At 30.8% G+C, this 13158-nt stretch carries 12 protein-coding genes; 2 read left to right on the forward strand and 10 right to left on the reverse strand.

Annotated features, from left to right (window positions below):
• Positions 1-5: 5 nt before the first annotated feature.
• From LQ608_RS09480 to LQ608_RS09510, 7 genes are all read right to left on the reverse strand, one after another.
• On the reverse strand, positions 6-1283 hold the full coding sequence (locus tag LQ608_RS09480) for a TRAP transporter large permease (RefSeq protein ID WP_218702832.1): 1278 nt from the start codon (positions 1281-1283) through the stop codon (positions 6-8).
• Positions 1280-1744 carry a TRAP transporter small permease gene (locus LQ608_RS09485; protein WP_239751527.1) on the reverse strand — a complete coding sequence of 155 codons (465 nt, stop codon included), beginning with the start codon at positions 1742-1744 and terminating at the stop codon, positions 1280-1282. The genes LQ608_RS09480 and LQ608_RS09485 overlap by 4 nt, the downstream gene beginning before the upstream one ends.
• A gap of 11 nt (positions 1745-1755) precedes the next feature.
• Complete coding sequence (locus tag LQ608_RS09490) at positions 1756-2742, reverse strand: TRAP transporter substrate-binding protein (protein WP_239751529.1); 987 nt, start codon at positions 2740-2742, stop codon at positions 1756-1758.
• 31 nt (positions 2743-2773) lie between these two features.
• The gene (locus tag LQ608_RS09495; protein ID WP_239751652.1) at positions 2774-3556 is read right to left on the reverse strand and encodes a carbon-nitrogen family hydrolase; all 783 of its coding nucleotides are present in this window, start codon (positions 3554-3556) and stop codon (positions 2774-2776) included.
• The gene (locus LQ608_RS09500) at positions 3556-4209 is read right to left on the reverse strand and encodes a DUF2848 family protein (RefSeq protein WP_239751531.1); all 654 of its coding nucleotides are present in this window, start codon (positions 4207-4209) and stop codon (positions 3556-3558) included. Before LQ608_RS09500 ends, LQ608_RS09495 begins: the two co-directional genes overlap by 1 nt.
• Positions 4210-4332: 123 nt before the next feature.
• Positions 4333-6921 carry an AAA family ATPase gene (locus LQ608_RS12525; RefSeq protein WP_239751533.1) on the reverse strand — a complete coding sequence of 863 codons (2589 nt, stop codon included), beginning with the start codon at positions 6919-6921 and terminating at the stop codon, positions 4333-4335.
• Positions 6922-6937: 16 nt separating this feature from the next.
• A complete protein-coding gene (locus tag LQ608_RS09510; protein ID WP_239751534.1) occupies positions 6938-7459 on the reverse strand; it encodes a hypothetical protein in 522 nt (173 codons plus the stop codon).
• A 328-nt stretch (positions 7460-7787) separates the two neighbouring features.
• On the opposite strand from LQ608_RS09510, the gene LQ608_RS09515 reads away from it, so the two are divergent.
• Positions 7788-7892, forward strand: a complete 105-nt coding sequence (locus LQ608_RS09515; protein WP_107509316.1) for a type I toxin-antitoxin system Fst family toxin — start codon at positions 7788-7790, stop codon at positions 7890-7892.
• Between the two features lie 111 nt (positions 7893-8003).
• On the opposite strand, the gene LQ608_RS09520 is transcribed toward LQ608_RS09515, so the two are convergent.
• From LQ608_RS09520 to LQ608_RS09530, 3 genes are all read right to left on the reverse strand, one after another.
• Positions 8004-8660, reverse strand: coding sequence for a hypothetical protein (locus tag LQ608_RS09520; protein WP_239751536.1), 657 nt, complete (start codon positions 8658-8660; stop codon positions 8004-8006).
• 61 nt (positions 8661-8721) lie between these two features.
• Positions 8722-9000 carry a hypothetical protein gene (locus tag LQ608_RS09525; RefSeq protein ID WP_239751537.1) on the reverse strand — a complete coding sequence of 93 codons (279 nt, stop codon included), beginning with the start codon at positions 8998-9000 and terminating at the stop codon, positions 8722-8724.
• Positions 9001-9579: 579 nt separating this feature from the next.
• Positions 9580-11805, reverse strand: a complete 2226-nt coding sequence (locus tag LQ608_RS09530) for a beta-glucosidase (protein ID WP_239751539.1) — start codon at positions 11803-11805, stop codon at positions 9580-9582.
• A gap of 140 nt (positions 11806-11945) precedes the next feature.
• Here LQ608_RS09530 and LQ608_RS09535 point away from each other — a divergent pair, with 140 nt between their 5' ends.
• Entirely contained in the window at positions 11946-13157 is a 1212-nt protein-coding gene (locus LQ608_RS09535; protein WP_239751541.1) for a helix-turn-helix domain-containing protein, read from the forward strand.
• The last annotated feature ends 1 nt before the right edge of the window (position 13158 follow it).

Below are 13158 nucleotides of genomic sequence, written 5' to 3' on the forward strand. Positions count from 1 at the left end.
AAAATTTATTTAAATAATGAAACTGGATAAGTAATTAGCCATGGCACATACGTAATAATTACAAGTACGACGATTAAAATAGCTAATTGTGGAATAATAGATTTAATAATTTTCTTAATATCCACTTTACTTATAGATGAAACAACAAATAGACAGACACCTACTGGCGGTGTAATCATTCCAATTGATAGATTCACTGCCATAACCACTCCAAAATGAATCGGATCAATATTCGTAGCTAATATTAACGGCAAGAATATTGGTGTGAAGATGGTTACTGCACTTATTGTATCTATAAAAGTACCAGCAATTAACAATACTATATTAATAACCAATAAGAGCAATAATGGATTCTCAGCAAATATTCCTAGCATGTTTTGTATCTGTTCTGGCACATTGTTAAATGATACAAACCAAATAAATACTGCTGCACTTCCTATTAAGAATATTATACCAACTGATGTCTTTGTACTGCTAACCAAAGCATCATATAATTTTTTAAAAGTAAGCTCTTTATAAACTAATGTACTTATAAGTATGGCATATAGTACCGCTATTACGCCAGATTCAGTAGCTGTAAATAAGCCACTAATAATACCGCCAATTATAATTGCAGGCATTAATAATGCTAATATCGCATCTTTAAATCCTAGAAGAATATCTTTAATAGGTGGAAAGCTATCCATAGATTTGTAGTTATTCTTTTTACCTACAAAATAACTATAAATCATTAATCCTACACCCATTAAAATTCCTGGAACTATTCCGCCTATAAATAAATCACTTATAGATTGATTGGCCATTACACCAAATAAAATAAATATAATACTTGGTGGTATAATCGGTCCTACTGTAGAAGCTGATGCAACTAATGCAGAAGAAAATCCTTCATCATATCCTTCCTTCTTCATTAAAGGTAAAAGCATTCCACCAATTGCAGCTGCTGCAGCAATCGCTGTACCTGTTAAAGCAGCAAAGAATACACTCGAAATAATAACTACCATCGCTAATCCACCAGGTAATGGGCCAATTAACAACTTAGAAAAATTCACAATTCTTTGGGACATGCCCCCTTTAGACATAATCTCTCCAGCTAGTACAAATAGAGGGATAGCTAACAGTGAAAAGTTATTAATCCCGAAGTACATTTTTCTCGGTATAATTTCTAGAAACTCAATACCTGTCCAGCCTATACCAATTATTGAAACAGCCATTAATGAGAAAGCAATAGGCGTTCTTAAAAGTATGAGTACAAACAGCAAAATAATTAAAAATAGTATCATGATTCATCACCTGTCTTCCATGTGAAATAAATCATGAGTAGAAAACATAAAGCCATCGGAATATACATAATCCATCTACCTATTGGAATTGATGTCATTACTTGATTAGCATCTATACTCAAATATACTTGTAAAATGCTGTAATAAACTAATATTAATAGCACTAATGTAATCACTGTTTTCACAAAATAGCTAAGTATGTTATTAATTTTAGCTGGCATTTCTTCAAATAAATCTACTTGTAAATGCTCTTGTTTATACATTAAGATTACTGCCCCAAACAAAATACTATAAACAAAAAATAGCATTAACACTTCTTGTGACCAAAATATAGAAGTCTTAAATATGAATCGAGTTAGTACTTGCAACAAAATCATAGCAATTGATAAAATCATGAAAAACGTCATGATATGTGTCAAAATATTTATAAACTTCTTCTCTAGTATATCCAGTTTATTCATAATTAGCCCCCTTATTTGCTAAATTGACGAACTATGGATTTAGGTACTTGGTCTGTAATTTGAGAATCTACATTTTTAGTTTTATTTTTAAATTCATCCCTATTAACATTCGTAATAATCATACCTTCATCCTTCAATTGCTTCTTAATTTTCTTCTCTTGACTTGCAATATATTTTCTTTGATAATCAGTTGCCTCTTTCACACTTTCGTCCACTATCTTTTTCTCGTTTTTAGATAATTGATTATAATAATCGTCATTCATAAGCACAACAGCAGGTGTATAAGTATGATTTGTTAAAGATATATATTTTTGTACTTCAAATAATTTCTGAGAATAAATCGTCGGTAAAGGATTTTCTTGTCCATCTACCACACCTTGATCTAATGCTGAGTACAGTTCACTAAAACTGATTGGAGTTGGAATAGCATCAAGTGTTTTTAAATGTTCATTCCATACTTTTGCAGATTGGACTCTTAGTTTCAGATTTTTCATATCTTCTGGATGTTTGATTTCTCGCTTTTTATTAGTAAAATGTCTAAAACCAACTTCCCAATAACCAAGTCCTTTCATGTCTTTCTTTTTAGCTAATACTAATAAATCTTTACCCGGCTTACCGTCTAATTTCGAATAAACATCCTTTTTACTATCAAATAAATAAGGAATACCAAACAAATTCATTTCAGGCATTGTATTGGATAAACTACTATCCGCTGCAACTGTTGTCATTTGTATAGTACCAGTCATCGTTTGATCTACTAACTCATCTTCGTTTCCTAAGCTTCCATTCCCATATACATTCACTTTCATTTTCCCATCAGACTTCTCTTCTACTAACTCTTTAAACTTTTGAGAAGCAATATTATATTGATGAGTATCAGATCCTGTATGCGCTAATCTTATGGTTTTTTGTTCACTTCCATTCACTTTTTCAGTAGAATTTTGACAACCACTTAAGATTAGAAGAAGCAATAAGGATAGTGAAATAAACTTTTTCATTAAACGTCATCCCCTTATAATCTGTCTCCGTTTACGAATATAAATCAGTTCTTCTATTTTTAAATACAGGTATTTGATTACGCATTTCATCAACTTTATCTAAATCGATTTCTACATTAAACGTTGTTTCTTGATTATCAGCTTCTGATAATACATCACCATTTGGAGCAATCACCATAGAATGACCAGCATATTCCGTGTTGCCATCATTTCCACATGAGTTACAAGCCACAATATATGATTCATTTTCAATTGCTCTAGCAATATTTAAATGTCTCCAATGATATAACCTAGACTCGGGCCACTCAGCTACTACAAAAATCACTTTACTGCCTTCAATAGCTAATCGTCGTATAGGCTCTGGAAATCTTAAATCGTAGCAAATAATGCCACTCATTTTGTTCTGACATAATTCAAATGTTTCAGGCAACAATTTACCCGGTGCTAAATACTTAGGTTCATCAAGCATCGGAACTAAATGAATCTTATCGTAGTCATAAATTAAATCACCTTGATTGTTAAATACAATTAGCGTATTATAAACCCCTTCATCCTTCTTATTTGAAACCGAGCCAGCTACAACATTAACGTTAAATTCTCTCGCTAAATTCGATATGAATTTCGTCGAATTTCCCAGGTTATGATCAGCTTTTTCATTTAAATGTTCTAAATCATAACCGTTGTTCCACATTTCAGGTAATACAACAATATCCGTATCACTTCTTAAGTCATTTTTGAAAAAATGCTCAATTTTAGCTTCATTCTTTTCAACATCGCCAAGCACAACCTCAAATTGATAAAGTTGAATATTCATCATAAATTACTCACCCCATATTCCAATTGAATAGACTTATTCCGATTAGCATCAACAAGTTCAGCTTTAAATTTATCAGGATATTTGAAACCATCAACTAAAGGAACAGTCCCACAATAAACAACTGTGCTATTTAAATGAGCACCAAATTCATTCAAAGCATCCATTAACTTGTCATAAGGTAAAATACCACTCACTTTATCCTCTTGGTACAAAGTCCATTTGTCATCATCATAAACATAAGACCTCAACTCTAAATCATCCCAATGCCCCTCAACATCTTCAAATTTCCATACACTATCAGCAATAGGCTTTGCACATAATTGCTTAGACTTATGAATACTTACAGTCTCTAACTCTCTATCAGTATGGTCACTACCTAAAGTTACATATCGCTTATCCCCATCAAAAATGACAACAATTTCCGCTTCACCACTCGAACGTTCACCAATAATAGAAATATCATTATCTTGTCTAAATAAATAAGGATCTAAATGATAAATCTCAGGAATCGAATCCGGTTCAGGAACACCAAGTTCTTTCAACTCATTAATATGTGCCTTCGTCTTCTCAACATCCCTACCAGAATAACCAATACAATATGCATGATCGAAAGATAAATCTATACCTTGCGCACCTAATTTAAATTCCATATTAACACCCCTTTTTAATGTATACATTATACAGTATACATATTAGGGTATATATTTACAACTTTAGGTTAAAAAAACTTATAAAAAAAGCCCCTTACTATTGGAAAAGTAAGGGACTCATTATCAAAATTGATCTATCGTCTTAATTATTGTAGAGTTTTTAATTGTGTGTATGTCCTTATGGCTATCTGAGTCGTTTAAGAAGTCGCTTTTATGTACACTTAATAACTTTTCAACAAAGTTTCGTGCCCATCTGCCATTTGATTTTTGTGACTGTTCTAATTGATTATATTTTTGTTCAACTTGTACGCTTAATATTTGATCGTTAAACTTCCACTCTGAACTTAACCTTCTATAAACAATTTCTGCAACTTCTTCACCTGTATAATCTTCAAAATGAATTTTAGTTGGTACACGAGACTTCAATCCTTCATTCGCATCTAAGAATCGTTTCATATCTCCTTCATAACCTGCAAAAATAGCTAAGAATTTATCTCGTTTATTTTCTAACTCTGTTATTAAAGTTTCAATTGCTAATACACCAAAGTCATTACTACTTCCGTCTTTAGGCAATAATTGATACGCTTCATCGATAAATAGTACACCACCCATTGAACTGTCTACAACTTGGGTTGTCTTCTCTTCAGTTTGTCCTATATAACTTCCGATAAGTTTACTACGTTCAGTTTCTACTAAGTGTCCTTTACTTAATAAACCTAACTCTTTAAAAATTTGAGCAATCAACCTTGCAACTGTTGTCTTGCCTGTCCCAGGTGCACCTGTAAAAATCATATGGTTATTAGATTTTTCAACTTTACTACCACGTTCTTCTAACAATTGATCAAATTTAACATCATTTATTATCGATTTTACTTTTTCTTTAACAGCATTCAAACCAACAAGATTGTCTAATTCTTCTAAATACTTTTCGAGATTATTTTGTTTTGTTTCATCATCAGCTTGATTAAATATTTTATAATCATCATTTTCAATTGTCATTAAACTATCATCATCAAAGTTACTTTCAATAGAAAGTCGATGCATCTGTGACGTTGTTAATTTTTCATTAAAGTTACGCACCCATCTAGCATTACTATCATCAAAAGATCGTCTATATTCATTTCTTAGTACACGACGATATTCTTTTTCATTAAATTCATAACTTTTATTTCTCAAATCCAATACACCTATGTCCAATAATGCATCTAAACTGTAATTTTCAAAGTCAAATACATTTGGGATTCTTGATTCTAAACCTGGATTAGATTTTAAGAATAAATTCATTTCATTGGTATAGCCTGCAAATATAATCATAATACTGTCACGATGATCTTCCATGTACTTCAATATTGTATCGATAGCTTCTTGTCCAACTTGGTTACTACCACTATTCTGACTTAATGTGTATGCTTCATCTATAAACAAGACCCCATTTTCAGCACTTTCTAACACTTCTAAAGTTTGTTGGGTCGTTTTGCCAACGAATTCAGATACTAGATCTTGCTTACTCACTTCTACATAGTTTTCAGATAACACAACGCCTTCTTCATACAATGCTCTCGCAATCAATCTTGCTACAGTAGTTTTACCTGTTCCTGGATTTCCTATAAAGATAGAATGTAATGATGGCATACTTGTCACAATGTTTTTTTCTTGTTTAATTTTATTTATTTTAGCAACATTGATGAATTTTTCAGTCGTTTTCTTTACATTTTCCAGACCAATTAAACTTTCTAGTTCTTCCAAAGCAGATATTGTTTCCTCACTATCAAACTGTACTTCTTCATATTCTTCATCTTCAGGATCTAATTCAAATGCTCTTTCTAACTCCTCATCATCTTCATAATAAGATTCTTGAGTCTCTCCATCCATTTGTCTAACGTTTGCTTGTTTCTGTTCATCTAAATTTAACACTTCAAAATCAGAACCTTGAACTTGAGAGGTATTGTCACTATGAACAATCAGCTCTCTACCATTCTCAAACTCTACTTCTAAATCAACAGCCTTTAATTCAAAAGTACTATCGTCTAACTTTACAAACCCATTTCCTTTAATGACAGTTAATTGATCAAGAAATACTTTACTTTTATCTTGAGCGATTATTTCATATGTATCTTCAATTTCATTTTCGATAAATAGATTTTCAGAACGTAACACGCCCTTCTCATATACCGATGCAGTATCCACTAATAATGTATTATTAACTATTGCATTTCCGCCTATAACAGCAAAATTCTCAATTAATGAATCTGAAATATTAACAGAAGCACCATTTTTGATTACTGCACTAAATAAGTTGTTATTAGCTTTTGTAATTGTCACATTCTGAAAAATACTTCCACTTCTTAAACCTTCCAATACTAGACCATTGCAATCATTATTAGGTTTGATAATGACATTGTTTAAGATAAGTTGACTGTTGAAAGAATTTACAGCAACTACTTCCGCAAGATGGCTAACATCAATTGTCATGTTCTCAATCGTAACAATCGCATTTTCTAGACTAATCGGTACCTCTAAAGTTACTTCTTCAGGAGCAGCATTGCTTTTAAGTTTATACTTACCATTCTTAAAACCAAGCCCACTCGGGAAATAATAAGAGTCTTTCATAGCATCAAATACAATAACAGCCTCATTGCCTATCGGTAGCTCAGCAAATTCTTCAATCGATTTTTTAAAAAAGCCTTTTCCAACTAAAATAGGTTTTTTCACTAATAAAACTCCTTTATTACATTTTTCTTGCTGTAAAACACATATAAACTAATGAAACCAAACCTAAAATAAACGAATATCCCCATACAAAATATAAAAAGACATATTTTATAACCACTCTAATACTAGCAACAAAACAACCAGAGCTTTGTAATTGTTCAGCAAAGCTTGTTTTTTGAGTGAGTTTTCCAATAAAATCATCAACAACACTAATAATAAAAGGAAATAGTAGAAAATTAAGTAGCACCACAATCCAAAGACTATTCCCCATCATCGTAATAAATAACAGAGTAATAATTAATGAAATTAAGTACCTTTTAATCCATTCATTTCTGTCATACAATAAAAACATTTTTTTGAAATTCTCAATAAACGAACTCTTATTCTTATCAGAAGCACCAAATTCATGATGCGTTCTTTGACTCTGAGAACCCTCGTTCTTATCGTCACTATTATGAAATGCCTCTTCATTATTTATCTTTTTAGCCTTACCACTACTTTTAGCACCAAATTGTCTCTTATGATTTCCTTCAGACATAGTTACACTCCAAACATTTTTAATAAATAATAACAAATATATATTTATAATTTTTAAAATACTATTACTGTTAATTCTATACTAAATAAGAATCTATAAAAAGTCCAAAATCCCTTTTTGTGTCAAATTTCAACACTTTGCATTTTTGAGAGTAAATTAGCTTACTTTAATAACCTAACCATTACCCAATCGTTTACCGATCCTCACTTGCATAAATCTAATATAAAAAATCAAAAATAAAGTATTCTCTAAACCACAATTAAACTAAAATATAAATGTCGTCAATCACACTTCATAGACACAGATTTCTGTGGAGGAGGTGATGTCTATGGAGATTATGCTATCTAACATAGTCTCACCTATAATCGTAGGTGCGACACTTACGCTACTATCATACTGGTTAGATAAACGTAAGACAAAAGACGACAAATAACCAGCATCAAATAAACCCCCTTACTACCACAAATAGTAAGGGGGTTTGATGTATGTCTCGGAAATTATGCTCTATAGTTATTATACAAAATCTCCTAGAAAATGTAAATAATCAACTTCTTAAAGATTTTGAATAATACAGATAATCATTTAGATAATCTAAAGTTAATATACATCTTTTATTCCTAGAATCCATTAGATATATCATTTCCTTTTCAAATACAGATAGCATCATAATTAAAGATATTATTTGAATAGCTAATCCAAGCAGTAATAGAGCTAAATCTTTTAATTGTTCAAACTGCAAGACAGCATCATTCGAATTAAAGTAAAAAGCACACAAAAAACCTGAAGGAATCCAGAATACATATAAAAAAATCCTATTAATTCTACCTTTTTTATTATTAAGATCATCTTTTAGTTCAGCAATTTCTATTTTCAATTCTTCTTTTAACAACTGAATACTGCTTTTATCATTAATATTATTCTCATTTAAAATCTTCATTACTTCGTTAGACATAGAGTATTTAATAACCTTAGACCTATAAGTTCTGCTTTTATAACCAATTATGATAGAACAGCTTAAAACAATAATAGTCAGAATGATATATCCCTTTATAGAATTCAAACCAGAAAAAAAGTTCAAACAATATAATATAGAACAGATAATTCCTATAGTAAAAATTGATCTTAAAACCCAATCGAATTTATAAATTTTTTTATGTTTTTTATACACTTCATTTGAAACTTTGAAACATTTATCACTCAAATTTGAAACCCCCATAATAAATCGCAATGTTTCTATTTACATCTTTTTAGTTAAGTTAAATTCATTCAAACGATTTCTTTTTCTCTAGAGCTAAATCAATATATTTTTGTGTATTTTCTTTAAATGTTTCGTAAGGTACTAAAGATATATATGAGTCATGCTTAGAATCATATAGCCCAACACACTTATTCTTTTTAAATTCAGGCTTTATATTCAAAGTGTTTCTACTAACTAAATTATCAAATTCTAATAGATTATTAACAGTATGTTCTTGATTACAAGTAGAACAATTATGCACTGTCTCTCTCATAATTGATGCTTTTGCTTCTTCAGTATACAAAGCTATAACACCATTTGTTTTATTTTTCCGTCTTTCTTCTAAGAAATATTTTATTCCAAGTTAACATTAAGCATTGTTCTCGTTAATATATATCATAATTTTCATAGAAATAACTTAAAACTATATTATTTTAGTATTCAACTTTATACACTTTGATTTTACCATAATGTAATTTACTTTTTTCAAAATTTTATAAATATTTAACTCTTATCCAAATACACAAACCATAAATCCTCATACTATTATATTAGTAAATAAAGTGTCCGTGAGATAATATCTAAGAAAATTAAAAAGAGCAGAAATTCATTGTTAAAACTGAATTCCTGCTCTTATTTCTTATATAAATCATTCACACTTCTTTTAATTTGTGTAAATATGGCTACCCTTGCTTACTCTTCTCTTGACTTGTGTGAATATGACTATCATTACTTACTCTTCTCTCGACTTGTGTGAATATAGCTACCTTTGCTTACTCTTCTCCCGACTTGTGTGAATATGGCTACCCTTGTTTACTCTTCTCTCGACTTGTGTGAATATGGCTATCCTTGTTTACTCTTCTCCCGACTTGTGTGAATATGGCTACTCTTCTTTACTCAACTCTTCATTTGCTGCATCTATAAAGTCGCGAACTGTTTTGATGTCTATGTTAACCATGATAAGTGAGCGTAATGGCATGTTCTCAAATATTGAGGTTAGTTCTGGGTTCTCTATTACGGCATCTATTATTTTATCTAAATTGTATTGTTCTAGTGACTGCTTGAATGCTTCTTTTCTTTTTACGATTTCTGATAGGTATGTGTCTTCGTGTATCTGATTTGATGTTGTTTGGTTTGTTATATTTAGTGTGATTGGTTGTTCTAATCGTATGTCTTCTACTGATGACCCTGCATAAATTATATATTCTCCGTCGTCTATTTGCCATTGTCCTCTGTTTTCATTGTACCAACGCATTGCTTTATGTGGTATTTCAAAGCTGATTGTTTTTGTTTCGTTTGCTTCTAAAGCTAGGCGTTCGAATTCTCTAAGTTCTTTGAATGGCATATCGATATCACTTGTACGATTTCCTATATAAATTTGTACAACTTCTTCTCCAAATATGTTCCCTGTATTTTTAATATCTAGACTAACCTTTAGACTACTCTCTTGATTGGTTATTTGCATATTACTGTAATCGAATGTTGTATAACTTAAACCATGACCGAATGGGAATTGTGTTTCAATATTTTTTGTATCGTAATATCTATAGCCTACGTATATACCTTCTCTATAATTTTCATCTGCTTTACTTTGATTAAATGTTAAGTAGGAAGGGACGTCTTCTATTCGTTGTGGTACTGTTTCTGCTAATTTACCTGCTGGGTTCTGTTTACCTGTTAATATATCGTAAATTGCTTCTCCTACCGCTTCTCCTGGTAAATATGTTTCAACGATAGATTTCACTTTATCCGCCCATGGCATAAGTACTGTTCCACCATTTTGTAAGACTATTGTTACGTTTTCGTTTTCTTTAGTCACTGCATCTATTAAAGCTAATTGGTTGTCTGGTAATGATAAGGAGTCTTTATCTAGTCCTTCTGTTTCATAACTTTCTGGATACCCTAAGAATAATACTACTTGATCATTTTGTTGTGCTACTTTTACTGCTTGTTGTTGAAGTTGTTGATCTACTTCATGATTATTTATATTGTAACCTTGTGCATATACATATTGTTGATTTTTAAAAGCTTCTAATGGTGTTACGACATGATATGGATTTACTTTAGACGAACCCCCACCTTGGTATCTTGGATTTTCTGCAAGTTCACCAATTAATCCTAATGATGAAGGTTTCAAAGGTAGATTTTCGTTTTCATTTTTTAATAAAACAATACTTTTACGTGCAAGTTCTCTTGCGAAATCGTGGTAAGTTTCTTTGTCATAAGACTGTACTTCTTCTTTAATTTGATAGTCTTTCATTAAAGTTAAAACACGATCCACTGAAACATCTAAGATATTCTCATCTAATTGACCATTTTTTATAGCATCTTTCACTTCAGTTAACGTAGCTTCACCTTTACCTGGCATTTCTAAATTTAGACCTGCCTTCAATGACTGTGGGCGACGTTTAACTGCTGACCAATCAGATACAACTACACCTTGATATCCCCATTCATTTCTTAATAAATCTGTAAGTAACCATTTGTTCTCTGAAACAGGAACTTGATTCAAAAAGTTATAAGAACTCATTATTGTTGCAGGTTCCGCTTCTTTTACAATTGTTTCAAACGCACTAAGATAAATTTCTCTTAATGTACGTTCGTCAATGTTAGATGAATTTGTAAAACGTTGATTCTCTCTATTATTAGTCGCAAAATGTTTAACACTTGCACCTACACCTTGAGATTGTAACCCTTTAATATATGCTGTACCAAGTTTACCTGATACAAATGGATCTTCAGACATATATTCAAAATTTCTACCTGCTAGAGGATTTCTCTTAATATTAATCCCTGGTCCTAACAATACATTCACTTTTTCACTTTTAGCGATTTGTCCTAAATATTCCCCATATTGACGTAACAAATCTTTATCAAACGAACATGCGATTAATGCTAAGCTTGGAAAACTAATTGTTTCAATACTTTGATTCAAACCTAAAGCATCAATGTCCTCTTCTTGTTTCCTTACTCCAGAAGGTCCATCTGTAAGTAATAGTGACTTTAATCCTTCATTTTCCAATTCTTTTGTATACCAAAAATCTTGTCCCGTTACAATTTTGATCTTGTCATCTAATGATAAGCTTTTAATGATTTCACTATTTTTCATAGATACCACTACCTTTATATTGTTATAAATATCTGTAAAGATGAATGCTCTTTATATTCAAACTATAATATAGGACAATGATATTTAATTGTATTTATTCTAGAAAAATAGTATATTCTCTATAAATAAGGAGTGATTTTATGGACCATACTATAAATGATGAATTTGATTATATATGTAAACTGACACAAGCTAATACGGGTATGAATATTTTCATCAAAACTTCAAACAACCTGATTAAAGAATATAAATTTCCTTATTTAGAAAACCCCTTTTTCTCTTCAGAAGACTTATGCGAACAACTTTTTACCGAAAATGAAGCAACTGCTGAAATACCTTTCATAAAATTACTCAATAACATAGAGTATTATTCATGTATAAGAACAGCAAAGTTCGACTTTATCATGGGTCCATGTGTATTAGAAGAGGTGTCTAATAATCTCTTTTACGATTATATTAAACGTCATAACGTACCACTTTATTTAAAGAAAAGTTTACAAACTTATTTAAACTCGGTTCCACATTATAAAAAAGCTAATCTCATGAACATGAGTCAACTTGTATACTTTCTGTTATTTAGAAAACAAATTAATGTGTCAGATATCGAAGACCATTCTCAAAACATAACTCATGCAGAAGAAAATATCGATTTTGAACTTTCAATTAAACGTGTAAAAGAACAATTACATCATGATATTTTATTAGAAAATAATTTTAATAAGTATATAAAAAACGGTGATGTAGAAAATATAAAAAGTGCATTTAGAAATACACTGTATATAGATAAAGTTGGCGTAGTGACTCCAGACAATCTTATTCGAAATGATAAGAATTTAGCAATTGCAGCAGTAACAATTGCAACTAGAGCAGCTATAGAAGGCGGCTTACACTATGAAGTCGCATATTCACTAAGTGATATCCTTATTCAAAAAATAGAAACAGAACAAGAATTTGTACTAGTAAAAACAGTCGAACGAATCTTTATAGAATTTGCCACTAAAGTAAAGAACTTAAATACAACTAAATATTCACAACCCATAAACCAAGTTCAACAATATATTTATAACCACTTATACCAACCATTAACATTAGACAAGTTGGCAGAACAAGTACATATAAGTCCAAAATACTTATCCCATCTATTTAAAGAAGAAGTAGGCGTAACTTTAAGCACCTATATAACAGATAAAAAACTAGAAGAAGCTAAAATATGGTTAGATAACTCAAACCTATCCATTTCCGAAATCGCACATCAACTCAGCTTTTCAGATCAAAGCCACTTCATAAAAGTATTCAAACGCAATAACGGAATAACCCCAAAGCAATATCGAGTTAGTAAAGTAGAGGAATAAG

Origin of the sequence: Mammaliicoccus sp. H-M34, assembly GCF_022386495.1 — a bacterium.
Taxonomy (GTDB): domain Bacteria; phylum Bacillota; class Bacilli; order Staphylococcales; family Staphylococcaceae; genus Mammaliicoccus; species Mammaliicoccus fleurettii.

What these genes read in the sequence shown, in the direction of transcription:
- LQ608_RS09480 (WP_218702832.1), bottom strand. Translation starts at nt 1,283, where the DNA reads ATGATACTATTTTTAATTATTTTGCTGTTTGTACTCATACTTTTAAGA.
- LQ608_RS09485 (WP_239751527.1), bottom strand. Translation starts at nt 1,744, where the DNA reads ATGAATAAACTGGATATACTAGAGAAGAAGTTTATAAATATTTTGACA.
- LQ608_RS09490 (WP_239751529.1), bottom strand. Translation starts at nt 2,742, where the DNA reads ATGAAAAAGTTTATTTCACTATCCTTATTGCTTCTTCTAATCTTAAGT.
- LQ608_RS09495 (WP_239751652.1), bottom strand. Translation starts at nt 3,556, where the DNA reads ATGAATATTCAACTTTATCAATTTGAGGTTGTGCTTGGCGATGTTGAA.
- LQ608_RS09500 (WP_239751531.1), bottom strand. Translation starts at nt 4,209, where the DNA reads ATGGAATTTAAATTAGGTGCGCAAGGTATAGATTTATCTTTCGATCAT.
- LQ608_RS09510 (WP_239751534.1), bottom strand. Translation starts at nt 7,459, where the DNA reads ATGTCTGAAGGAAATCATAAGAGACAATTTGGTGCTAAAAGTAGTGGT.
- LQ608_RS09515 (WP_107509316.1), top strand. Translation starts at nt 7,788, where the DNA reads ATGGAGATTATGCTATCTAACATAGTCTCACCTATAATCGTAGGTGCG.
- LQ608_RS09530 (WP_239751539.1), bottom strand. Translation starts at nt 11,805, where the DNA reads ATGAAAAATAGTGAAATCATTAAAAGCTTATCATTAGATGACAAGATC.
- LQ608_RS09535 (WP_239751541.1), top strand. Translation starts at nt 11,946, where the DNA reads ATGGACCATACTATAAATGATGAATTTGATTATATATGTAAACTGACA.